24 protein-coding genes are annotated in these 21418 nt (G+C 57.5%); 8 read left to right on the top strand and 16 right to left on the bottom strand.

Features of this window, described 5'->3' with window-relative positions; all coding sequences use genetic code 11:
- Positions 1–210 precede the first annotated feature (210 nt).
- Positions 211–1461, top strand: coding sequence for an ABC transporter substrate-binding protein (locus BKP64_RS13470; RefSeq protein ID WP_070971033.1), 1251 nt, complete (start codon positions 211–213; stop codon positions 1459–1461).
- Between the two features lie 53 nt (positions 1462–1514).
- Here the strand turns inward: BKP64_RS13470 and BKP64_RS19145 are convergent, their stop codons facing one another.
- The 9 genes from BKP64_RS19145 to BKP64_RS13435 all read right to left on the bottom strand — a co-directional run bounded on the left by BKP64_RS19145 (position 1515) and on the right by BKP64_RS13435 (position 8885).
- A complete protein-coding gene (locus BKP64_RS19145) occupies positions 1515–1769 on the bottom strand; it encodes a sulfurtransferase TusA family protein (protein WP_227515395.1) in 255 nt (84 codons plus the stop codon).
- Positions 1747–1872 carry a hypothetical protein gene (locus BKP64_RS19680; RefSeq protein WP_257785939.1) on the bottom strand — a complete coding sequence of 42 codons (126 nt, stop codon included), beginning with the start codon at positions 1870–1872 and terminating at the stop codon, positions 1747–1749. The genes BKP64_RS19145 and BKP64_RS19680 overlap by 23 nt, the downstream gene beginning before the upstream one ends.
- Positions 1869–3041 carry a formate dehydrogenase subunit gamma gene (locus BKP64_RS13465; protein ID WP_070971030.1) on the bottom strand — a complete coding sequence of 391 codons (1173 nt, stop codon included), beginning with the start codon at positions 3039–3041 and terminating at the stop codon, positions 1869–1871. Before BKP64_RS13465 ends, BKP64_RS19680 begins: the two co-directional genes overlap by 4 nt.
- Positions 3042–3126: 85 nt before the next feature.
- On the bottom strand, positions 3127–3735 hold the full coding sequence (fdh3B, locus tag BKP64_RS13460; RefSeq protein ID WP_070971027.1) for a formate dehydrogenase FDH3 subunit beta: 609 nt from the start codon (positions 3733–3735) through the stop codon (positions 3127–3129).
- A 15-nt stretch (positions 3736–3750) separates the two neighbouring features.
- Positions 3751–6636 (bottom strand): formate dehydrogenase subunit alpha, encoded by a 2886-nt coding sequence (locus tag BKP64_RS13455; RefSeq protein WP_070971024.1) that lies wholly within the window; start codon positions 6634–6636, stop codon positions 3751–3753.
- A 90-nt stretch (positions 6637–6726) separates the two neighbouring features.
- The gene (locus tag BKP64_RS13450; RefSeq protein WP_070971021.1) at positions 6727–6918 is read right to left on the bottom strand and encodes a twin-arginine translocation signal domain-containing protein; all 192 of its coding nucleotides are present in this window, start codon (positions 6916–6918) and stop codon (positions 6727–6729) included.
- A gap of 41 nt (positions 6919–6959) precedes the next feature.
- A complete protein-coding gene (locus BKP64_RS13445; RefSeq protein ID WP_070971018.1) occupies positions 6960–7571 on the bottom strand; it encodes a TorD/DmsD family molecular chaperone in 612 nt (203 codons plus the stop codon).
- Between the two features lie 109 nt (positions 7572–7680).
- The gene (locus tag BKP64_RS13440) at positions 7681–8307 is read right to left on the bottom strand and encodes a DUF3306 domain-containing protein (protein ID WP_070971015.1); all 627 of its coding nucleotides are present in this window, start codon (positions 8305–8307) and stop codon (positions 7681–7683) included.
- Positions 8307–8885, bottom strand: a complete 579-nt coding sequence (locus BKP64_RS13435) for a DUF3305 domain-containing protein (protein WP_070971012.1) — start codon at positions 8883–8885, stop codon at positions 8307–8309. Before BKP64_RS13435 ends, BKP64_RS13440 begins: the two co-directional genes overlap by 1 nt.
- Positions 8886–9026: 141 nt before the next feature.
- On the opposite strand from BKP64_RS13435, the gene BKP64_RS13430 reads away from it, so the two are divergent.
- From BKP64_RS13430 to BKP64_RS13415, 4 genes are read left to right on the top strand one after another with little or no spacing between them, the layout of a single operon-like run.
- The gene (locus BKP64_RS13430; protein WP_070971009.1) at positions 9027–11006 is read left to right on the top strand and encodes a 4Fe-4S binding protein; all 1980 of its coding nucleotides are present in this window, start codon (positions 9027–9029) and stop codon (positions 11004–11006) included.
- An 18-nt stretch (positions 11007–11024) separates the two neighbouring features.
- Entirely contained in the window at positions 11025–11870 is an 846-nt protein-coding gene (locus tag BKP64_RS13425; protein ID WP_083329222.1) for an Mrp/NBP35 family ATP-binding protein, read from the top strand.
- Entirely contained in the window at positions 11867–12571 is a 705-nt protein-coding gene (locus tag BKP64_RS13420; protein ID WP_070971006.1) for a biotin/lipoate--protein ligase family protein, read from the top strand. The genes BKP64_RS13425 and BKP64_RS13420 overlap by 4 nt, the downstream gene beginning before the upstream one ends.
- Positions 12568–13044: a DUF6505 family protein gene (locus BKP64_RS13415; protein ID WP_070971003.1), complete on the top strand. Its 477-nt coding sequence runs from the start codon at positions 12568–12570 to the stop codon at positions 13042–13044. The genes BKP64_RS13420 and BKP64_RS13415 overlap by 4 nt, the downstream gene beginning before the upstream one ends.
- Here BKP64_RS13415 and BKP64_RS13410 read toward each other — a convergent pair whose 3' ends face one another.
- The 7 genes from BKP64_RS13410 to BKP64_RS13380 form a co-directional block, all read right to left on the bottom strand.
- Complete coding sequence (locus BKP64_RS13410) at positions 13045–14292, bottom strand: molybdopterin-binding protein (protein ID WP_070971000.1); 1248 nt, start codon at positions 14290–14292, stop codon at positions 13045–13047. It abuts the gene before it with no gap.
- 26 nt (positions 14293–14318) lie between these two features.
- Positions 14319–14810 (bottom strand): molybdopterin-guanine dinucleotide biosynthesis protein B, encoded by a 492-nt coding sequence (gene mobB / locus BKP64_RS13405; protein WP_070970996.1) that lies wholly within the window; start codon positions 14808–14810, stop codon positions 14319–14321.
- The gene (gene mobA / locus BKP64_RS13400) at positions 14807–15394 is read right to left on the bottom strand and encodes a molybdenum cofactor guanylyltransferase MobA (RefSeq protein ID WP_070970995.1); all 588 of its coding nucleotides are present in this window, start codon (positions 15392–15394) and stop codon (positions 14807–14809) included. The genes mobB and mobA overlap by 4 nt, the downstream gene beginning before the upstream one ends.
- Before the next feature lie 12 nt (positions 15395–15406).
- Positions 15407–16276, bottom strand: coding sequence for a formate dehydrogenase accessory sulfurtransferase FdhD (locus BKP64_RS13395; protein WP_070970993.1), 870 nt, complete (start codon positions 16274–16276; stop codon positions 15407–15409).
- Between the two features lie 66 nt (positions 16277–16342).
- Positions 16343–17149 carry an ABC transporter substrate-binding protein gene (locus BKP64_RS13390; protein WP_070970990.1) on the bottom strand — a complete coding sequence of 269 codons (807 nt, stop codon included), beginning with the start codon at positions 17147–17149 and terminating at the stop codon, positions 16343–16345.
- 33 nt (positions 17150–17182) lie between these two features.
- Entirely contained in the window at positions 17183–17926 is a 744-nt protein-coding gene (locus BKP64_RS13385; RefSeq protein WP_070970983.1) for an ATP-binding cassette domain-containing protein, read from the bottom strand.
- Positions 17923–18621, bottom strand: coding sequence for an ABC transporter permease (locus BKP64_RS13380; RefSeq protein WP_070970980.1), 699 nt, complete (start codon positions 18619–18621; stop codon positions 17923–17925). The genes BKP64_RS13385 and BKP64_RS13380 overlap by 4 nt, the downstream gene beginning before the upstream one ends.
- A 117-nt stretch (positions 18622–18738) precedes the next feature.
- Between BKP64_RS13380 and BKP64_RS13375 the strand changes: the two genes are divergently transcribed.
- The 3 genes from BKP64_RS13375 to BKP64_RS13365 all read left to right on the top strand — a co-directional run bounded on the left by BKP64_RS13375 (position 18739) and on the right by BKP64_RS13365 (position 21409).
- On the top strand, positions 18739–19623 hold the full coding sequence (locus BKP64_RS13375; RefSeq protein ID WP_070970977.1) for a helix-turn-helix transcriptional regulator: 885 nt from the start codon (positions 18739–18741) through the stop codon (positions 19621–19623).
- Between the two features lie 44 nt (positions 19624–19667).
- Positions 19668–20816: a putative sulfate/molybdate transporter gene (locus tag BKP64_RS13370; protein ID WP_070970974.1), complete on the top strand. Its 1149-nt coding sequence runs from the start codon at positions 19668–19670 to the stop codon at positions 20814–20816.
- Between the two features lie 200 nt (positions 20817–21016).
- A complete protein-coding gene (locus BKP64_RS13365; protein ID WP_070970971.1) occupies positions 21017–21409 on the top strand; it encodes a glutaredoxin family protein in 393 nt (130 codons plus the stop codon).
- Positions 21410–21418: the final 9 nt, after the last annotated feature.

The following is a 21418-nucleotide window of genomic DNA, read 5'->3' as shown; positions in this document are numbered from 1 at the left end:
TATCAGGAAGTGCTTGCCCGCTGCCTCCAGGGTTGCGTCTGCATTGGCCGATGGAATTGATGTAACTGACATGCGTTTTCAGGTCGCAAAAATACAGTTGGTTACGAAAAGTGGGTTCGTTCTTACTGTCCACGCCCCCTTTGGACTTTCAAATAAAGGTATAGTTCTTATCCTCAAATAAAACACAAGGCAAAGAAGAGGACGGTATCAATGAAAAGGAGGGCAACCCTTCTGGCAGGGCTCATTTTATTCCTTTCCAGTTTTCCGCTATTGGCAGATTCCATCAAGCTTGGATTCAATTACCCGCAATCAGGTCGCTATAAAGATCTCGGACTACAGCAAAGGCTTGGGGCCTTTCTCGCGGTTGAGGAAATCAATAAGGCCGGCGGAATCCTTGGCAATAAGGTTGAGCTGATTATTCGCAATACAGCGGGCTCTCCTGAGCGCGGTGTTTCCAACACAGAAGAATTGATCCGTCAGGAAAACGTGGACATGGTCTTTGGCGGCGCCTCCAGCGCAGTGGCGATTGCTTCCGGCAAGGCTGCAAAAAAACTGGATCGCCTATATTTCGGAACGACCACCTCGGCCAATGCCACCACCGGCAGCGAAGGGCACGACCATATGTTTCGGGAGTACCCCAATGCCTGGATGACTGCGAACGCGCTGGGTCACTACCTGAGGGAAAACTACGATGGCCTCCGTTATTTTTATGTGACCGCCGACTATACATGGGGCCAGTCCTCGGAAGCATCGATCCGGAAGTTCACGAACACCACTGATGAGCAGGCACATCCTCATGCGCTCACCCCGTTCCCGGCGGCGCATATGAGGGATTTCTCAAAGGCACTGAGATCTGCAGAGGAAAGCGAAGCAGACGTGCTCATGCTGGTTTTATACGGCGATGACCTGGTTCGGGCGCTCAAAGTGGCGTATGACATGGACCTGAAAGACAAAGTGCAGATCGTGATTCCGAACATTTCTCTGGGAATCGCCCAGACCGTCGGCGCCACGATTATGGAAGGCGTAGTTTCCACAACACCCTGGGAGTGGATGATTCCCTACCAACTCGACTTCCCACGTGGCCAGGCTTTTGTTGAATCGTTCACCGAACATTATGGTGTCAGGCCAACCTCTACCGCTGCCACGTCATATGGCATTGTCTATCAATACAAAGAGGCTGTTGAACGTGCAGGCACCACCAATACTAAAGCGCTCATAGAGGCGCTGGAAGGGCACTCATACAGCCTTCTCAAGGACCGCCAGCAGTGGCGAGCGTTCGATCATCAGAACCTGCAGACGGTTTACGTGGTTCGCAGTAAGCCAAGAGATCAGGTTGTGGACGACGAACTGCGTAGTGACTTTTTTGAGGTGGTGGGGTCGCTTGAGGGAGAAGAAGCTGCGCAGACCCTGACCGAATGGCAAGCTGAACGGGCTGCAGCGAATAAACCTCCACATCTGTAGGGCTTTCGAAGATTTTTGCAGCGCTTGAAGCATCGGCGCTGCCGAACACCCAACTACGCTAAACAGATGCGGTAACGGAGGACGCCCGCGTCTTCTTCCCGGATCCACTCAATCCTGTGCCCGGTTATCTCGCACAGCGCCTGTAAATCCCGACGGCCGCTGGGGTCATCGGCCAGGAACTCGACTTGCGTCCCGCTCGGTAAACCCTGGGTGCGTTTTTTGAAGCGCAAAATGGGAAGTGGGCACACCAAACCGACGGCGTCGATTTGGTGTACCTCTGATTGATCAGTCAAGACGGACGCTCTCACTACTGGTTTGCTCGGCTGACGACCAGCCGAACTGGTCCAGAGCAACCGGGGCGACGAAGGCAATCACCAGCGCTACGACAAAAGCGGAAATCATGACCTTCATGATGAGCCTCCTTTGCCCTGTTTGGCCTGCACTTCTTCAACCCATAGATCGTGGTGCTGACGTGCCCACTCAATATCTACCTGACCATTACCCATGGCATCGAACGCCCCTTCCATACCGACCGAGCCGATGTAGATGTGGGCGATGATGGCTAGCATCATCACGAACGCCACGATGGAGTGCCAGATGTTGGCATATTGCATCTCTTCGTGTGGCGCCAGAACAGTTGGGAAGTCTGTTCCCAGGATGCTGTTCATGAAGGCAAAGGTGTCGGCAAACATCGGTATCTCATACGGGAAAAGCAGCGACAGTCCCGACAGGGATACCGAGAAACCCAGCACCATCACGGTCCAGAAAATGATCTTTTGACCGGCATTGAACTTCTTCGCTGAGGGATGGCCCTTGGTGAAGATGCCACCGCCTGCCTTTATCCATTGCCAGTCCAGTTTGTTGGGGATGTTGTGGGCAACCCACATCACGAACGTCATCACCAGCCCCAGCATGAAAGCCCAGGCAATGTTGTTGTGAATCCACTTGGAGCCGGCTGCCAGAGTCGCGAAGGCTTCGGGTCCCATGACAGGAATGAGGAAACTACGACCCATCAGGGTGATCAGCCCGGTAAGGCCCAGGGCAATGAAAGAGCCCGCCAACAACCAGTGGCCAAAGCGCTCGATAGCCTTGAACCGTTCAATCGTGGTGCCCGCTGGGCCACCGTCGATCATGATCCTGCCACGAACAAAGTAGAACAACACCAGCAGTGCAATGATGCCCAGAATAGCGCCACCGCCGTAGGTGATGACCGGTCCCTCCCGCAATTTGTACCAAGGCATGCCTCCATCCTGGATCAGGACGCCAGTAGCGGGCCCGCGGACCTGGGTGGAGGGTTCGGTTTCGTTATAGCGGATGGCGCGCCAGTTGTCGGAGTCGGAAACCCCGCCTCGGGTACCCAACTGATCGGTGATCGGCGCCGCGTTGGCGGGATTCCCCAGGTTTTCAGACCTGAAGCTCTCGTCAAGTTCCAACTGCTTCTGACGAGCCATGATGTCTTCCAGGGTCTGAGCGCCCCCGGTTGTTGCCCGATCAACCGCCGGGGCCTCTTCCGCCCAGACAGGGTTGATCAAAAGCGTCGCCAGTGCAAAGACGGCGGCACCCAATAGTTTAAAGTTCATGAGAGCACTCCAACGGAATCAACAAGAAGAGTTCATTGCTTCAGTGAATTCCGGGGCCCAAGGACCCCGGAATACTCAGGCCAGCTTATGCACCCTTCTTCTCGTAGGCTGTGCCCCATCCCCAAGCGCCTGAACCGAAGCCACGGTTCACCACACGCTGGCGATAGATGTCCGCCACCTCATTGCCGTCACCGGCCAACAGGGCTTTGGTTGAACACATTTCCGCACAGATTGGCAACTTGCCCTCCGCAATACGGTTGCGCCCGTACTTGGAGAACTCGGTGGTTGAATTGTCTTCTTCAGGACCGCCTGCACAGAACGTGCATTTGTCCATCTTGCCTCGGCTACCAAAGTTGCCCGCTTGCGGGAACTGAGGTGCGCCGAAGGGGCAAGCATAAAAACAATACCCGCAACCAATACATAGATCCTTGGAGTGCAACACAACGCCGTCTTCAGTCTGGTAGAAGCAATCCACTGGACAGACGGCCATACAAGGGGCGTCTGAACAGTGCATGCAAGCTACCGAGATCGAACGCTCGCCAGGTTTACCATCTTCGATGGTCACCACGCGGCGACGGTTGATGCCCCAGGGGACCTCGTGCTCGTTCTTACAGGCCGTTACGCACGCATTACATTCGATGCAGCGCTCGGCGTCGCAAAGGAATTTTGCTCTTGCTTGTCCTTCAAGTGCCATGGTCTACACCTCTTGTTATGCCGGCATAATCGCACATAGGGTGGCTTTGGTCTCTTGCATCTGAGTGACCGAGTCATACCCGTATGTTTGAACTGTGTTGGTGGATTCGCCCAGAACGATGGGGTCGGCGCCCTTGGGATACTTGTCCCGCAGGTCCTTGCCCTGATAGTGCCCGCCGAAGTGGAACGGCATGAACGCCACACCCTCTCCGACACGTTCTGTCACCATGGCCTTGACCTTGATCCGCGCGCCTTCCGGACCGGAAACCCAGACGTCATTGCCGTCACGGATATTCAGGTTGTTGGCATCACGCGGGTTCACCTCAATGAACATGTCCTGCTGCAATTCGGCCAGCCAGGGGTTTGAACGGGTTTCGTCACCGCCACCCTCGTACTCGACCAGACGGCCGGAGGTAAGAATGATCGGGAACTCCTTGCTGAAGTCGTTCTTCTGGATTGACTCGTACAAGGTCGGGACCCGCCAGAAGGTCTTGTCTTCATAAGTCGGGTAATCTGCCACGAGATCACGACGGTTCGTGTACAACGGTTCACGATGCAGCGGCACCGGATCCGGGAAGTTCCAGACAATGGCACGGGCCTTGGCGTTACCGAAGGGCGCACACTCGTGCTTGATTGCCACGCGCTGGATACCACCAGACAGGTCTGTCTTCCAGTTGGTTGACGCGCCGGCCACTGCTTCAATGCTGGCTCGCTCCTCAGCCGTCAGATCACCGTCCCAACCCAGGTCCATCAGCATCTGCATGGTGAACTCGGGATAGCCGTCCTTGATTTCCGAGTTCTTGGAGTAAACGCCATCAGCCAGGATATTCTGGCCGTTGTGTTCAACACCAAAACGGGCCCGGAACGTCAGTCCGCCCTCGGAAACCGGCAACGACATGTCGTACAGGTTGGCAGTGCCCGGATGGTTCATCTCCGGTGTGCCCCAGGAAGGCCACGGCAAGCCGTAGAAATCACCATCACAAGGTCCACCGACTGCACGCAGCGTGGTCTTGTCGAAGTGGTGCTGATACTTCATGTGCTTCTTGAGACGCTCAGGGGACTGGCCGGTGTAGCCGATGGTCCACATGCCGCGGTTGAATTCGCGGGTAATGTCCTCAATCGACGGCTCATCGCCATCAATGGCGATGTTGCGGAACATGCGATCGGTAAAGCCGAATTTGTCCGCAAACAGTTTCATGATTTCGTGATCGACCTTGGAGTCGAACAGCGGCTCTACCACTTTTTCACGCCACTGCAGAGAGCGGTTCGACGCTGTTACCGAACCGTAGGTCTCGAACTGGGTGGTCGTGGGCAGCAAGTAGGCGCCTTCCTTGCGATCGTGGAGTACGGCAGAAACGGTCGGGAAGGGATCCACTACAACCAGCAGGTCGAGCTTTTCCATGGCCTCCTTCATTTCCGGCATCCGGGTCTGGGAGTTGGGCGCGTGGCCCCACAGAACCATGGCCCGGGTGTTGTCCGGCTGCTCAAGGTTTTCCTTGGCTTCCAGAACACCGTCAATCCAGCGTGAAACCGGAATGCCCTTCTCGTTCATCATGGCCCGGGACTTGCCATCTTTATCCCAAACGGCAAAGCGGCCTTTCAGGTAGTCGAGGTCCTCTTCCCACACTCTTGCCCAGTGGGCCCAGGAACCAGCAGACAGACCATAGTAGCCGGGCAGGGTATCGGCGAGCACGCCGAGGTCGGTGGCCCCCTGAACGTTGTCGTGGCCGCGGAAAATGTTTGTACCACCGCCGGCGACGCCCATGTTGCCAAGGGCCAGCTGGAGCACGCAGTAGGCGCGGGTGTTGTTGTTACCATTGGTGTGCTGGGTACCACCCATACACCAGATAACGGTGCCGGGCCGATTGTTGGCCAGAGTACGAGCCACACGCTCAAGCTGTGCGCCCGGCGCGCCGGTTACACGCTCAACTTCTTCGGGATTCCAGCGCTTCACTTCCTCGCGAATGTCTTCCATGCCGTACACACGGGTACGGATGAATTCTTTGTCTTCCCAGCCGTTTTCGAAGATGTGCCAGAGAATACCCCACACCAGCGCAACGTCGGAGCCCGGGCGGAAACGCACGAACTCGTCGGCATGGGCCGCTGTTCGGGTGAAACGCGGGTCGCAGACGATCAGCGGCGCGTTATTTTCTTCCTTCGCCTTCAGTACGTGCAGCAGCGACACCGGGTGCGCTTCGGCGGGGTTGCCCCCGATGATGAAGATCGCCTTGGATTTGTGGATGTCGTTGTAGGAGTTGGTCATTGCGCCGTAGCCCCAGGTATTGGCTACGCCGGCCACGGTCGTGGAGTGGCAGATACGGGCCTGGTGGTCCACGTTGTTGGTGCCCCAGTAGGCCGCAAACTTACGGTACAGGTAGGCCTGCTCGTTGTTGAACTTTGCGCTGCCCAGCCAGTAGACCGAATCGGGACCGCTTTGCTCGCGGATTTCGAGCATCTTGTCGCCGATTTCGTTGATGGCGGTATCCCAGGAAATCTTCTGCCACTGGCCGTTGACCATTTTCATGGGCGACTTGAGACGACGCTCGCCATGGGCGTGTTCACGTACTGAAGCACCCTTGGCACAGTGAGCGCCCAAATTGAAAGGGCTGTCCCAGCCTGGTTCCTGGCCTGTCCATACGCCATTCTGAACTTCTGCTTCGACGGTGCACCCTACTGAGCAGTGCGTACAGACGGATTTCTTGACGACAACTTCCCCGCCACCGGTTGCTGGGGTTGCGGCTTCAACCCGCCCCGAAGTCAGCGATAATGCGGCCAAACCACCCACTGCCACACCAGACGTTGTCAGGAACTGACGACGGTCCAGAGTCTTGGCAGCGAGAGAAGAAAGCAAAGAGCCTGCACGGGAGCCTTTCGCTACCCCGTTGGTCTTCTTCCTTAACATGTCGTTTACCTCTCTCTTTATTATTCTCGTTTTTCCGGAAAGCAGAGTCTCTCAAGGGCCTTTCGCAACCTCGATCAACTCAAATCCCCGTTAAAAGCGAGCCGATTCGAAATACTTACGTGTGTGTTCGGTATCACGTAAACCGCGGCTTTTCGGCACGTCTTTTCTGACGGCTTCGGCAGCGGCGTTCGGTGCAACCGTCATGGCAACGGCAGCTGGAGCTGCGGCTGCGGCCATTTGCAAGAAACGGCGACGGCTGTTTTCACGCTTCGGGTTGTCCATTGGACACCTCCCCCTGGGTTTATGGGACCTTCAGATCCCGGTTACTGAATTGCAAAGGCGTCGGCTTCCACGGCCATGAAGGCTCGACCAAGCGAACCTACTGGCGCGTAGAAGATGGCGCTTTGCGCTTCTTCCAAATCAGTAAAAAACAAGGCTGCCCACTTCGCCAGATGGGCATCAAAAAACGCTTTTTGCGACGGCAGTCCGCTGTCGCAGGGAAATTCGCCGGTAATGATGCCCGCCATGATTTCGCAAAGGGTGCCGATGTGATCTTCCGGCTCCCTTACATCACTGCGGGATTTGATACCGCGGGACATGAGATCGGTTCGCAGCTCCGCCAGGGGCTTCTCATTCAGGAAGCCGGTGAGGTAGTAACTGGCGTAGGGAAGCAGTTCGCCACGACCGAGGCCAACAAACAGGTTGTTGAACTCTCGTTCTGCGTCGTACGGGTTGGTGCGTTCGGCGAGGGCTGCGAGGTTCTTGCAGGCTGAACCCAGGGGCGTCTCGTCACCCTGCAGTGACGCCAGCCCCTTCAATAAGTCACTGGAGGGCGGGTCTACAAGCAGGACGCCCAGCAGCTGATAGATCTGGGCCCTGGCACGATCTTCATCGGAGACCGAACGCGGGCACTGGATTTCCGCAGTATTGCTCAATTCATGTTCCTTCTAATTATTATTTGCGGTCTGTCACGCTATTCTAGTACATATCCGAGAATAGTGGCCTGACCGACCTTGAATTTGCTAATAGCTGGAATGTATTCTGCTAATAGTCAAAACGCATACGAGGACGGAATCGTACTTCCGGTTCCTCTTCCGACTGGCTGGTCTCTTCTTGGGCAAGCTGTTGCTCGGGATGTTCCGTCGGCGTTGCCATGTCCTCCAGCTCGGGGCTGTCCTCAGGTTCCGGTTCCTCGGCAGTTTTCGAATCAGGGGCTGCCATCGATGAGATTGCCTGCTTTTCCGACTGATCTTCCACGACGTCAGCGGCTTTTTTGGCTTTGTCGACGAGTCCTTCGCCAACCTTGTACAAGGTTGTCACTGTCTGGCCGGCCGTCGAGGCCAGTGTGTAGTCCTCATCGTAATCGTTGAGGCCGTCCAGAACTGCCAGTACCGGGTTGGATTTCCATAGCCCCCGGAGCGCCTTCCTCCGAAGGAACTCCGGAATTTCCTTGCGCATGAATCCGGTGATGTCCGTGCCCAGTTCGATATCTGCCGGATCGGGCAAGCCATATTTCTCTAGCAGCTCGTGTTCTGGCAATGCTTCATTATTGGCAAGTTCCTGCTCTTCCGGCGTCGGTTCGGTCTCGATAACCGGAGGAGCGGATGGCTCTGGGCGCTTACCGGCTTCAGCTTTTTTGCGCGCCCAGCGCTGGAGTCTTGATTCGGCCATTACTGGATTCTCGGCTTTTTGATGTTCGCAGGGGCACGGTAAACGTCGCTTTCCTGGCGAATGCGCGGGTCGCCCTTGGCATCCTCGGCGCCATCAACATGGACCTCGTCGCGACGGCGTTTCTTGAACGGCTCCTCGATGTAGTGCATGTCGATAAACTCTTTGATCCAGGCCGCCATCGATTCGGGAATGGGAACCGCCTCGACAATGCTTTCGCCACTGTCAAGGGCGTCCAGTGCCTCATGGGCGCTGGCGGTGATAGTGCTGACGACCCATCCGGAGGGCGACTGGCTAGTTACATCTCTGTCCATGATGATCCAGGCTGATGGAACGATCATATTCAGGGATACAAGATAACCCTCAACATCGGCGCGAAATAATTCCATTGTCGCGGTGCCTGCATGGTAATCAACCACGTCTCCATCCCGGACAAGCTCTTTCCAAAAGGCTTCCGGCGCCCCCGGTATAACCGCTACGGGCTTCCAGACATCCCGCACCCACCGGGTTACACCTGGTGACCGGCGAACCACGGCACCGACCTGCAATTCCCGTTTCCAATCCTCTGTGCGACTACTCATGGCATTTCTCTTTTTGTTATAGCTTAAAGCTAGCAGGACCCAAACAATTATCCAATTGTCCAAAAGTAGATGGCTGTGGCATGCTCGAAAAGTAAAACTGATACGTATACGTATAAAAACAACGAAAGAGTCAAACTTCTGATGACGGCACACAAGACCCTACTGTTATGTAGCTGCGATAAAACGCAGTCCTTTGATCCGGAGGCACTGCGGAAGGCAGCGGCAGCTGAGCAGGTGATCCCGGTGGATCAACTGTGTGGCAAAGACATGAGCATTGCCGCTGAGCACCTGGGTGCCAGTAACGAATTGCTCATCGCCTGTGGCCAGCAGGCCGCCTTATTCGAGCGTCTGGGTGAAGACGTATACGCTGAGATTCAGCACTCAGCGCCGTTCAGTTCCATCGACATTCGGGATCGCGCCGGCTGGAGTGCTTCCAGCGCAAAGCCCGAGCGTTTACATGCCAAGCAAGCGGCCTTGATCGCAGCTGCCCAGCTGCCGGCCCCCATGGCGCCCGCGAAAACCATTCAGTCCAGCGGTATCTGTTGTATTGTCGGCCCCACCGAGCAAGCTGTCAGGATGGCAGAACTGGTGCAGGATGAGCTGGGAGTCACCTGTATTGTTAATGATGCCGGCCCGATACAGCTACCGTCCGCGGCTTACGACGTGGCCAAAGGGCAATTGACGGGGGCCTACGGCGCGCTGGGTAACTTCAAGCTGGAATTTGCCCACTTGCAAACCCTGAATCCGGCCGGACGAGGCGAGCTGGGTTATGGCGAAGCAAAGGCCACTGCCCGCAGCGAATGCGACGTATTTATCGACCTGCGGGGCGGAGCTCCGGCATTTCCGAGTCATGAGAAGCGCAATGGCTACTTCTGGGCCGACCCGAAGAAAACAGGCGAGCTGGAACGTATTGCCCTGACTGCCCGGGAACGGGTCGGCGAGTTCGAGAAAACCGTGTATTTCAGGTTGGAAGAATCCCTCTGCGCGCACTCTCGGGCTAACAAACCCGGGTGTACCCGCTGCCTGGATGTCTGTCCCACCGAGGCTATTTTTTCCGCCGGAGACCACATACAGATCGATTCGGATATTTGCGCCGGCTGCGGATCCTGTGCGGCGGTTTGCCCGACGTCTGCGGTGACTATGAACGAAACCCCGTTCGAGGCGCTGACCAAGGCTGTGGATGTCATGGCCAGGGTTTATCGTGAGCATACCAACGAATCTCCGCGCCTGGTTTTCCACACGCTTGACGCAGGTACTGAAGCCATTGCCAACCTTGCCCGGTACGACGATGGCCTGGCGGACGATCTGATCCCGATGGGACTGGAGCATGTAGACCGGATCGGCCATGCCGAGATCATGGCGGCCTTCGGAGCCGGTTACGCCGAAGTCCTGATCCTTGCGGACAACGAGATAGACCGCCGGGCAGTGACTTCGGAAGTTGAGCTGGCCCAGGCCATGCTCAAAGGCACCCACAACTCGCCGAGCCGGGTCCGGGTTATTTCCGCCATAGAACTCTGCACTGCTGGCGACAACGCCGGACGGGTGAGTGAGCCGGTTTTGCTGGTCGGCGGCCGACGTGACATCACACGGGTGACTGTTGCCGCCATGTCCGAAAAGGTCGAAGAGCCGATTCCTCTCCCGGTGGGCGCACCGTATGGTGCGATAGAAATTGATTCTGACAAATGCACGCTCTGTCTGGCCTGCGTATCACTGTGCCCGACCGGTGCGCTTGGCGACCACCCAGACCGGCCGGAGGTCCAGTTCACGGAAAACGCCTGCGTTCAATGCGGCGTGTGCGAAAGCACCTGCCCCGAGACAGCTATCACTCTGAAACCCCAGCTGGATGTCTCCAAGGGTGCACTGAGTGCGCGGGCATTGCATGGCGAAGAACCTTTCGAATGTGTCAAATGTGGCACTCCGTTTGGTGTCGCGAGCACCATTAACCGGATCGTCGAGAAACTGGAAAACCAGCACTGGATGTACAAGAACTCTGATAACGTTCAGCTCATCAAGATGTGTGACGACTGTCGGGTCAAGGCCCAGTTCCATGGGGAGAGCGCACCCATGGCGGGCGGTGAACGCCCACGGGTTCGCACCAGTGATGATTATCTGGACAGCTAAAAAACAACAGGACACAACATGGTTGAGTACACCGAAGTAGGAAAACCGAACCTGATCGGTACCGACGCGCCCCGGCCGCAGGACAAAAATCCGAGGGGGATTGATCGGATCATTGCCATCGCCTCGGGCAAAGGCGGTGTTGGCAAATCCACCGTTGCCTCCAATCTGGCCGTTGCACTGGCCTCGAAAGGCCTCAAAGTGGGCCTATTGGATGCCGACGTCTACGGACCGAGCCAGCCGCGCATGCTGGGTGTTTCCGGTCGCCCGTCCAGCCCCGACGGCCACACCATCCTGCCTCTGCGCAATCATGGCGTGACGTTGATGTCTCTCGGCCTGATGGCTCCGGATGACGAAGCCATTGTCTGGCGCGGACCCATGCTCATGGGCGCCCTGGAACAGATGATGAACCAGGTGGACTGGGGGAGGCTGGACGTGCTGCTGGTGGATCTTCCCCCGGGCACGGGTGACGTACAAATGACCCTGAGCCAGAAATTCTTTGTTGCCGGTGCGGTTGTGGTCTCTACACCACAGGACATTGCTCTTATGGACGCTCGCAAAGGCATCGACATGTTCAACCGGATGGACGTGCCGTTGTTTGGCCTGATCGAAAACATGGCCTCTTTTGTCTGCGACGGCTGCGGTAAAGAGCACCACCCCTTTGGTTCCGGTGGCGCCCGGGCGGAGGCAGAAAAGATTGGAGCGCCCTTCCTGGGTGAGATCCCGCTTGATCTGGATATTCGTATCGGTTCGGACGGGGGGGTCCCGATTGTGGTGTCAAAACCGGATAGCCCGCAGTCCAAGGCTTTCCAGCGCATCGCCGATGAAATCGTTGCTTCTGACGTCTATGCCCGGGCCATCAAATGATTGAATCACCCCAATTCCCGCCGTTACTTACGGGAGAAGCGGTGCCCAGACACACGGACCCGTTTGATAAAGCCGTCAGCCGGGCCATCGCGGGTGTCGATTCCGGCACGGTGTTCTACTCCGAGCAAGGTGACACCCTGCGCGCGGCCCTGGTCCTGGCGCCGGAAACACCCCTTGAAGAGGCGATTCAGGCAGTCTACGTCGCCCAGATAGGCCTTGCCGAGAGTCTGGGTGCGTTGGCCCCGCCGGAAGTCCCCGTGCACTTTCAGTGGCCCGACCGCATCAAGGTAAACGGTGCGCTGTGCGGCAGTGTCCGTTTCGCGGCGGATGTTTCCGATCCCAAGGCCTATCCCAACTGGTTGGTCATTGGTATTGAGGTACCTTTTATTCCGATGACGGACCAGCCGGGAGAAAACCCGAACGAGACCTGTCTGTATGAAGAAGGCTGTATCGAAATCACGCCCATGGCCCTGCTGGAAAGCTGGTCCAAGCACACTTTGCTGTGGCTGACCTACTTTATGGACAGCGGCTTTGAGCGGGTACACAACGAGTGGCGGCCAAGATGCGACACCCTGGGCAAAATGATTGAACTGCCCAGGCCCGGCATCTTCGTTGGCCTGGATGAAAAAGGCCGGATGCTGTTACGCCAGGATGTCATGACCGAGACACTGAGTTTGATTGAATTCGCGGAGCACGTATGAAACTGGCCCGAACCCTGCAGCTGGATATTTCCGACGAAAACGTATTTGAAAAGCCTGCGCCCAGCGGCGAATGGGCAATCTCCGGTGGCTTCGAATTCTCCAACTGGACCGAAGCAGATTTGAAGGGGAAAGCCCGTCAGGCGTTCAGCAACGGCTGGTATAGCATTGAGTCAGGCGGCCGCGCCAGTTTCGTGGGTGTGTGCAACATTACAGAACCGGAACTGGAGCAGGTGCGCCGGACCCTCGCGCAGACGTTTGTTGACCATTACGGCGCGCCGGATATCGATGCGGCCTATCCGGTGGCCTGTGAAGAGATCGATCAGATGCGCAGTATGTGTGAAGACTTCGAGGACAACACCCTGCTGATGGTCAGCCGCACCCTGACCGAGCTGGGTGTTGAGGAAACCTACCGCTCCCGGGGGCCGCAGGATGCTTCACTGGAGGCCTTTGCGGTTCACGGCAGCGTTGACTGATTAAAGGCCGAAGCTGCCGTAAGGAATAAACCGCACGGGAGTGCCCGGCTCTATCTGTTGGGCGCTCTCATCCAGTTCCACCAGGCCTTCGGACCAGGCCAGGCCGGTCACCCGGCCCGAGCCTTCCGAGCCGAATACTTCAACCTTTCCATCACGGATCCGAGCGCGCAGCATCTCGCTGCGCCCCGGCTTCTTGTTCTTCGAGAAATTAGCGGGCATGACGTAGCCTTGGGGTTCGAACCACTCCCCCCCAGCCAGTAGTGCCATCGCCGGAGCGCCAAAGCGCAGAGTGCAGACCCAGGCCGCAACCGGATTTCCTGGTAAACCCACCACGGGTGTCCCCTGGAACATGGCCAGCGCCAGAGGGCGGCCCGGCTTGATCGCTATGCGCCAGTTGCTGATTTCGCCATGGGCTTTCAGGGTTTTCGAAACATGATCCTCGTCTCCTGCTGAAATACCGCCACTGGTGAGGATCAAGTCGCACTGTTTAGCGCCACGCTCCAGCGCCGCTTTGACTTCGTCGGCCTGGTCGAGCACATGGCCAAGGTCTACCAGTTCGTAGCCAAGTTGCGAGACCAGGGCGCTGAGCATCGGGCGGTTGGCGTCATAGATCTGCCAATCGGTGACCGCTGAACCGACCGGTTTCACCTCATCACCGGTAGACAGGACCCCGACCCGCAGACGCTGAAAAACATCGACTGACTCCACGCCCACGCTGGCAAGCACCGAGATGTGAGTCGGGCTCAGGCGGGTTCCGGCAGTGAGGATCCTGTCCTGTGCCTTGATGTCCTCGCCGGCTTTGCGGGCATTGGCGCCCGCTTTTAACGTGCCGTTCAAATGCAGCTGGCCATCCGTGACTTCGCAGTCTTCCTCCAGCACCACGGTATCCGTGCCGGCTGGAATGACCGCCCCGGTCAGAATCCGGATCGCGTGGCCTTCGGGCACCCGGCCCGTGTAAGGCTCACCGGCGGCACTGCGGCCATCCATCAGAGGCAGTGTGCAGGGAGCATCCGTCACCGGTCCCGCAAGGGCATAGCCGTCGACGGCGGAATTGTTGCTTGGGGGATGGGCGCGAGGTGCATAGACATCGCTTGCCAGGATCCGACCGTTCACCTGTGACAGTGGAACAGCGCGCTCCACTTCCACCACTGGGTGCAACCGTGAGCGCAAACGCTCGAGGGCCTCGTCAACCGGGGTCCAGTTGACGCCGGGGGGCAGGGCAAAGCAGTCGTTGCGAAGCGGTTTCATGGATCTTCGGCTCCTGGTTGTGCTGTTCAGGCTGGCTGACGGTTGAGAATAAAATCAGCGATGGCGGGGATGTCGTTGATGTCGAAAACGGGGCCCGAGAACTCGGCAGCGTAGTCCGACGCCACGGCAACAATGCTCTGATCCTCCGTGAACAGCGGTGACCGCGATCCCTCTCGCCGGTGCACCTCGATCTTGGCGTGGGAGTGGGTCTTGAAACCCTCCACCACCACCCAGTCGCAGGGGCCCAGCCGGGACAGCAATTCTTCCAGCGTTGGCTCTGCTGCCCCTCGGAGTTCGTGCATGATTGCGAAGCGCTGACCGCCGGCCAGTATGACCTCACGGGCGCCGGCGTCCCGGTGCTTGTAACTGTCTGTTCCGGGCTGATCCACATCCACCATGTGGTGGGCATGTTTGATCGAGTTGACCGTTAACCCTCTGCTGGAGAGCTCCCGAATCAGAGCCGCGGCCAGTGTGGTCTTTCCGGAGTTTTTCCAGCCTACGATGCCTATAACATTCACTTCAGGTGCTTCTCCGCCCAAGCCAGATCGTCCGGCGTATTAATGTTGAAAAAGTCGTTCTCACCGAAAATGACCAGTGTCTCACCCTGGGCCTGCGTCCACTGGCGAATCTTGCGGACACCGTCGTTCAGGGCGGCTCTCAAATCATTACGCAAAGAAACCTGCCAGCGGCCAAAAGTTGGCTGAGGCACTCGGCCGCGCTCTGGATCCGGCGTGGCCGCCAACACCACGGGGGTATCATGCTCGGCCAACCGTGCAACCAGGTCCCGAGGGAACGACGGGGTATCTGCGGCGACGCTGATCAGCCATTCATGCCCCTGTTCGGCGGCCCAATCCATGCCCGCCAACACCCCGGCCAGCGGGCCTGGAAAATCGGCAACCGAGTCGGCCACCACGGGCAGACCCAAATCATCAAATCGACTCAAATCCCCGTTGGCATTCAACACCACGGCATCAACCTGTGGCGTGATCCGATCGATGACTCGCTGGATTAATGACTGGTCGCCCAGCATCAATCGCCCTTTGTCACCGCCGCCCATCCGGTTTGCCTGGCCGCCCGCCAGAATGACTGCGCACTCAGTCATGCTCCGCCTCCGTCAATCATGCCGGGCGCCCTTGCGACGCAGCTTTTTGTCTTCATCGGGTATCTGCGACAAGTCCTGATCGAACACCAGACGATGCTGACCACTCAGGCAGGTGAATTTCTTGCCTCGCATCCGTCCGATCAGAGTCAGTCCGACCTGCCGGGCGATATCGACGCCCCAGGCGGTGAAACCTGAGCGGCTGATCAGTGTGGGAATGCCCATCAGGGAGGTCTTGATGACCATTTCAGAGGTCAGGCGCCCGGTGGTGTACAGGACTTTGTCGGCCGCGGAAATGTTGTTCAGGTGCATCCAGCCTGCGATCTTGTCGACGGCGTTGTGACGCCCGACATCCTCCATGTAGGCCAGGATTTCGCGGCCCTGACACAGGGCAGTGCCATGAATGGCGCCGGTCTCCATGTACAGGCTGGGCGTGTGGTTAATCTGATAGGAGAGATCGTAAAAGGTGCTGATGTGGACTGGTGTGTCCGGAAGCGACAGACCGTCCAGCCCCGCCATCATGTCACCAAAGACAGTGCCCACGGCACAGCCGGAAGTTCGGGTTTTCTTTTCCAGCTTGTCTTCGATATCAGTAACGCCTGCGGTGCGTACCACGGCGACCTCAAGCTCTTCGTCGAAATCGATGCCGGTGACCTGATCACTCTCTTTCAGCATGCCCTGGTTCAACAGGAAGCCAAGCGCCAGATACTCCGGGTGATCGCCGATGGTCATGGCCGTGACGATTTCCTGGCTGTTCAGATAGATGGTCAGTGGGCGTTCTTCGATTACGCTAATCGATTTACCCTGACCGTTTTCATCAACGCCCTCGACTGTGCGGGACAAGCGAGGGTCTTTAGGATCGGGGAGTAGGGGATTAATCGTCATTTTTTGTTATAGCCGTTTCATGAATGCCGCGGGATGGAATATCTACGGAGATTGTCAGAGATTAGCCTATTTGGCATTCGGGAAAAACAGCTGTTGTCCGCTCACCTTGAAGTCGGCAATCGCTTGTTGGCCCTCCTCGGAAAGCAGCCAATTGTGCCACTGCTTGGCCAGATGGTGCTTGAGGTGCGGATGCTTCTCTTCGGACAACAGCAAGCTGCCATACTGGTTGAACAACACTTTGTCGCCCTCGAAGAGCAATTCGAGATTCTGACGGTTTCCAAATGCCACCCAGGTGGCACGGTCCGACATCACGTAGGCATCCATGGCGGCGGCGGTGTTGAGTGTTGGCCCCATGCCGCTGCCAAGCTCGCGGTACCAGTCACCGTCGGGCTCGACGCCGGCGTTTTTCCAGAGCCGCAACTCGGCGCGATTGGTGCCACTGTCATCGCCGCGTGAAGTGAAGGGCGCCTCGGCATTGGCGATAGCCGCGAATGCTTCGGCGGCGCTTTGTGCTTCACTGATATTGGCAGGATCATCTGCCGGACCAATCAGCACGAAGTCGTTGTACATGACATCGGCTCGTTCGCTGGCGAAACCATTCGCGACAAAGCGCTGTTCGCCAACAGTATCATGGACCAGAAGGCTGTCGGCGTCGCCTCGGCGGGCGATTTCAAACGCTTGCCCGGTGCCCACAGCAACGACTCGAACTTCGATGCCGGTGGCCTCTTCGAACTGCGGCAAAATGGAGTCGAATAGCCCTGAGTTCTCGGTCGAGGTCGTCGACGCCAGGGTGATGTAGTCATCGGCGTAAGCGCTAAGTGCCAGGCCCATGGTGGTGATAGCTGCGAGTACTAGGGTTAACGTTTTTTTCATCTTGTTTGTCTCCTGTCGAGGGTTAAAACCGAGCTACTCAACGAGTTCTCCGGCAACAAACGCTTGCGCCTCTCGCGAGACGGGCGTGTTAAAGAAGGTTTCTGCGGGGCTGTGTTCACGTAATTTTCCGCCAGAGAGAAACAGTACATCTCCGGCGAGTCGCCTGGCCTGATGCAGATCGTGAGTGGTCATTACAATGCGCGTTCCCCGCTGATGAAACTCGCGCACTGCGGCCTCTACGGCTTTAATTGCAGCGGGGTCGAGCGCGGAAGTGGGTTCATCCAGAAACAGCACCTGAGGAGAAAGCACCCAGGCGCGCGCCAGTGCCAGGCGCTGCTGTTCGCCGCCGGAGAGCACGCGCGCGGGCGTGTCTGTGCAGGCGGTGAGGCCAAAACGCTCCAGCGCCTCAACAGCGAGCTTCGCACGTGCCTTGCGAGGCACGTCATTCACCGCCAACGCGTGAATGAGGTTGGCCACGGCCGAGCGGCGCAAAAGCACCGGTTGCTGGAATACCATCGCCTGGCGGGGGCGCGCCTTACTTGACCACGCCACCCGGCCCTGAGTGGGTGAGAGCAAACCGTGAGCCAGGCGCAGCAGAAGACTTTTGCCCGCCCCATTGGGGCCCAACACCAGGGTGGGACCTGCGCCCTCCAGTGTGAAGGAGCACGGTCCCAGCAGTAACTTGTCCTGGTGGCTGAAGGCGACACCATCGAAGCACAACGCCGGTGGTGGGAAAAGGGCGGACGAGGCGAGGAGCGGAGCGTTAAATGAGGTCATCCTACCCGCCTTTTGGTCAGTTCACCCATCAAATAGACGCCTGCGTTAATCAGCATGACCAGTGTCAGCAGCACAATTCCAAGCCCCAGCGCCAAGGGCAGGTTGCCCTTGCCGGTTTCCAGCACGATTGCGGTAGTCATTACCCGCGTAACACCGTCAATGTTGCCGCCCACCATCATCACTGCGCCCACCTCGGCGCTGGCGCGGCCAAACCCGGCCAGCAATATGGTCAATAGCGCAAAGCGGGCATCCCATAACAGTGTGGGCATCATGCGCAAGCGTGACATGCCCAATGAAATAAACTGCTCGCGGTACTCACCCAGAAGTTCCTCTACCTTCTGGCGCGAAAGCGCGGCCAGAATCGGCAATACCAGCACCACCTGCGCAATGACCATGGCGCCCGGTGTAAACAGAAACCCCCACTCACCCAGTGGCCCGGAGCGCGAGAGCAGTAAATACACCATGAGCCCGGCTACTACCGGAGGAAGCCCCATCAGGGCATTGAGCACGACAATCATCCCGCCGCGCCCGGGGAAGCGCCACAGCGCAACCGCCGCACCAAGGGGGAAGCCCAGCACAGCGGCGATCAGTACCGCGAGAAGCGAAACCTGCAGTGAGAGTGCCACGATCTGAACGAGCGAAGCATCCAGGTCTAACAGTAGCGACAGCGCCACATAAAACGCATTATTTTCCACAGCTGCGTCTCCTTGATATTGAGCATCGTGGCGTTTATGGCTACGCTTTGCACAGTCTGTTGAAAAATATGCAGCTAAAAACAGCCTTGTGCTTTTCACGCTCTGCAGGAGAGATCGATGCCCCTTCCCGCCTACCTCACAACGGCTGAGGCTGCCGAGTATCTGCGCCTGAAAGAGCGCAAAGTTTACGACCTGGTCAGTCAGGGGGTTATTCCCTGTGTGCGGGTGACTGGAAAGCTGTTGTTTCCGCGCCAACGTATTGATCTGTGGCTGATGAACCATCTGGAGGGTGACGACGCCGTCAGCTCGCCGATCCCCCCGGTCCTCGCCGGAAGCCAGGACCCGCTGTTGGAGTGGGCCTTGAAGGAGAGCGGCGCGGAGTTGGCTTTGCTGTGCAAGGGCAGCGGCGATGGCGTACAAAGATTAGTCGACGGGCGCGCGATGCTTGCAGGCATGCATATCTGGCATGCCGAAAATCAGCGCTACAATGACCCTGCTACGCTAGGGCTGAGCGGGATGCGCGACCTGGTGCTGATTCGGTGGGCAAAACGCCAGCAGGGGCTTCTTTTGGCCCCCGATAACCCTCATGGGCTTGTACGACTTGAGGATATCGCCCGCCCTGGCATACGGGTCGCTCATCGCCAGCCCGATGCCGGCGTCAGCCATTTACTGCAGAGCTTGCTGGCTCGTCACCGTATCGATGCCAGGCAACTCATGTGGACTGCTCACCCGTCACTCAGTGAGGATGATCTGGCTTTGGCCATCCGCCAGGGCGAAGCGGATATTGGCGTGGGAATCGAGGCTGCGGCACGGCGTCAAGGGCTGGATTTTATTCCGCTGCAGCAGGAGCACTTTGACTTGGCCATGCGTCGGCGTCACTATTTTGAGCCAGCGGTGCAGCGGCTGCTGGCGTTCGCCGGTAGCGAGCGCTTTGTTCAGCGCGCCGAAGCGCTCTGTGGATACGATATCAGTGAGCTGGGCAAGGTCGTCTATAACGCTTGAACAGGGCCAATAACAATAAACAGGCGAATCAATCAGGAGCCTGCATGCCTTCAGTACCGAAAGATTTAGTGAGGGATGCCAGTGGATCGCTGGGTGATATCGGTACCCTGGTGCCGCTCGGTCTTGGGGCTATTGGGTTCGCAGGATTAGCCCCGGTACCCGTACTCCTTGGTTTTGCCGTGTTCTACATCGCAACGGGGCTGTATTATCGTCTCCCCATACCAGTACAGCCTATGAAAGCTGTTGCTGCACTATTGCTTACTGTCCAAGTGAGCTCCCAGAGCCTGGTCGCGAGTGGCGTGCTGATAGGGGCGATATTGCTGTTACTAGGTTCAACCGGATGGATTAACCGAGCGGCAGGTCTGGTACCCCGATCAGTTTTAAGCGGTCTTCAGCTGGGGCTGGGGTTGATGTTGGCCAACATGAGTCTAGGTTTGATGGCCACTTCCTTGCCGCTGGGTTTGGTCACTTTGGCGATGCTGGTCATTACTCTGAAGATGTTGCCGAATTGGCCAGCGGCGTTGATAGGGCTTGTTGGGTCCGTAGCAATCGGTGCGGCTCTGGGGGCACCTGGACTCACGCTTCCCGTGATGGATTCGGTTGCGTTCGCACTGCCTGAGTTACCGAGCATGGACGATTGGCAACAGGCCATTTCCACGCTGGTGTTGCCCCAGTTGGCCCTGACGTTAACCAATGCCATCGTGCTTACTACGCTCGTGGTTGAGGATTACTTCGGCGAGCAATCGCATCGAGTTACGCCAGCCCGGCTGTCGGTGACCACTGGCTTGGCCAACCTCTTTTTGGTACCCCTCGGCGCCATGCCTATGTGTCACGGAGCCGGCGGTGTGGCGGCGCATTATCGCTTCGGTGCCCGGACCGGCATGGCTCCCGTTTTGCTGGGAATAAGTTTGCTCATGGTCGCTTTGTTACCGGGTGGCCTTTCAGTCATTGAAGCAATTCCAACGGCTGGTCTTGGGGCCTTGTTGTTTGTCGCAGCCGTTGAGCTTGCTTTGTCCAGGCGCCTCTGGAAAGCCAAACCATCTTGCTGGCCTGTCATCGTAATAACAGCACTGATTACCATTTGGGCGGATCCGTTTTTTGGGCTTCTGGCCGGGGTGGCTTCGGAAACCTTTCGCGCTGCCTGGGTGCGTCGACAAGAAATTGCCCAGAGCAACCAAGATTTAAGGCCGTAATGGCGGATAAACCCAAACAAAAGGCCTGCGTTTTCACGCAAGCCTTTGGAAATAATGGCCCGCCCTAATACGGGGTCAGGGTCAGTACCAAATTAACCGGATGAAGTGATATCCTCACGCACCGCTATTAAACACGCAAATCAAGCCTGAATGCCGAACACCCGGCAGGCCACCTTCAATTCGGAGTTTGAGCCTTACCTATGAGAGTTATTATTCGTTATTTTTTCCGCACTCTGCGCCTGGTCCTGACACCATTCATGCTGCTCAGCGAAAAGCTCAGCACGCCTAAAAGCGTGACCCGCACCCCTGAAAAACAGAAACTCGCCGACGAGGCCAGCAAACATCTCGCTCTTTACCAGTTCAGAGCCTGCCCGTTCTGCATCAAGGTACGCAAGGAAATCGCCCGACTTGGCCTGAACATTGAAACCCGCGATGCCCAGCATAACCCGCAGCATCGTGCCGCCCTGGAAGCCGGTGGCGGCCGCGTCAAAGTGCCCTGCCTGAAGATTCAACAGGATGATGGCAGTGAGCGTTGGCTGTACGAGTCTGCCGAGATCAAGGCATGGCTGCAGGAAAGGTTCGAGCCGGCCTGATTGCAGTCG

It is taken from the genome of Marinobacter salinus, from assembly GCF_001854125.1.
Lineage (GTDB): Bacteria > Pseudomonadota > Gammaproteobacteria > Pseudomonadales > Oleiphilaceae > Marinobacter > Marinobacter salinus.
This window is presented reverse-complemented; position numbering and strand designations above follow the sequence as displayed.

What these genes read in the sequence shown, in the direction of transcription:
- BKP64_RS13470 (WP_070971033.1), top strand. Translation starts at nt 211, where the DNA reads ATGAAAAGGAGGGCAACCCTTCTGGCAGGGCTCATTTTATTCCTTTCC.
- BKP64_RS19680 (WP_257785939.1), bottom strand. Translation starts at nt 1,872, where the DNA reads ATGAAGGTCATGATTTCCGCTTTTGTCGTAGCGCTGGTGATTGCCTTC.
- BKP64_RS13465 (WP_070971030.1), bottom strand. Translation starts at nt 3,041, where the DNA reads ATGAACTTTAAACTATTGGGTGCCGCCGTCTTTGCACTGGCGACGCTT.
- fdh3B (WP_070971027.1), bottom strand. Translation starts at nt 3,735, where the DNA reads ATGGCACTTGAAGGACAAGCAAGAGCAAAATTCCTTTGCGACGCCGAG.
- BKP64_RS13455 (WP_070971024.1), bottom strand. Translation starts at nt 6,636, where the DNA reads ATGTTAAGGAAGAAGACCAACGGGGTAGCGAAAGGCTCCCGTGCAGGC.
- BKP64_RS13450 (WP_070971021.1), bottom strand. Translation starts at nt 6,918, where the DNA reads ATGGACAACCCGAAGCGTGAAAACAGCCGTCGCCGTTTCTTGCAAATG.
- BKP64_RS13440 (WP_070971015.1), bottom strand. Translation starts at nt 8,307, where the DNA reads ATGGCCGAATCAAGACTCCAGCGCTGGGCGCGCAAAAAAGCTGAAGCC.
- BKP64_RS13435 (WP_070971012.1), bottom strand. Translation starts at nt 8,885, where the DNA reads ATGAGTAGTCGCACAGAGGATTGGAAACGGGAATTGCAGGTCGGTGCC.
- BKP64_RS13430 (WP_070971009.1), top strand. Translation starts at nt 9,027, where the DNA reads ATGACGGCACACAAGACCCTACTGTTATGTAGCTGCGATAAAACGCAG.
- BKP64_RS13425 (WP_083329222.1), top strand. Translation starts at nt 11,025, where the DNA reads ATGGTTGAGTACACCGAAGTAGGAAAACCGAACCTGATCGGTACCGAC.
- BKP64_RS13420 (WP_070971006.1), top strand. Translation starts at nt 11,867, where the DNA reads ATGATTGAATCACCCCAATTCCCGCCGTTACTTACGGGAGAAGCGGTG.
- BKP64_RS13415 (WP_070971003.1), top strand. Translation starts at nt 12,568, where the DNA reads ATGAAACTGGCCCGAACCCTGCAGCTGGATATTTCCGACGAAAACGTA.
- BKP64_RS13410 (WP_070971000.1), bottom strand. Translation starts at nt 14,292, where the DNA reads ATGAAACCGCTTCGCAACGACTGCTTTGCCCTGCCCCCCGGCGTCAAC.
- mobA (WP_070970995.1), bottom strand. Translation starts at nt 15,394, where the DNA reads ATGACTGAGTGCGCAGTCATTCTGGCGGGCGGCCAGGCAAACCGGATG.
- BKP64_RS13395 (WP_070970993.1), bottom strand. Translation starts at nt 16,276, where the DNA reads ATGACGATTAATCCCCTACTCCCCGATCCTAAAGACCCTCGCTTGTCC.
- BKP64_RS13390 (WP_070970990.1), bottom strand. Translation starts at nt 17,149, where the DNA reads ATGAAAAAAACGTTAACCCTAGTACTCGCAGCTATCACCACCATGGGC.
- BKP64_RS13385 (WP_070970983.1), bottom strand. Translation starts at nt 17,926, where the DNA reads ATGACCTCATTTAACGCTCCGCTCCTCGCCTCGTCCGCCCTTTTCCCA.
- BKP64_RS13375 (WP_070970977.1), top strand. Translation starts at nt 18,739, where the DNA reads ATGCCCCTTCCCGCCTACCTCACAACGGCTGAGGCTGCCGAGTATCTG.
- BKP64_RS13370 (WP_070970974.1), top strand. Translation starts at nt 19,668, where the DNA reads ATGCCTTCAGTACCGAAAGATTTAGTGAGGGATGCCAGTGGATCGCTG.
- BKP64_RS13365 (WP_070970971.1), top strand. Translation starts at nt 21,017, where the DNA reads ATGAGAGTTATTATTCGTTATTTTTTCCGCACTCTGCGCCTGGTCCTG.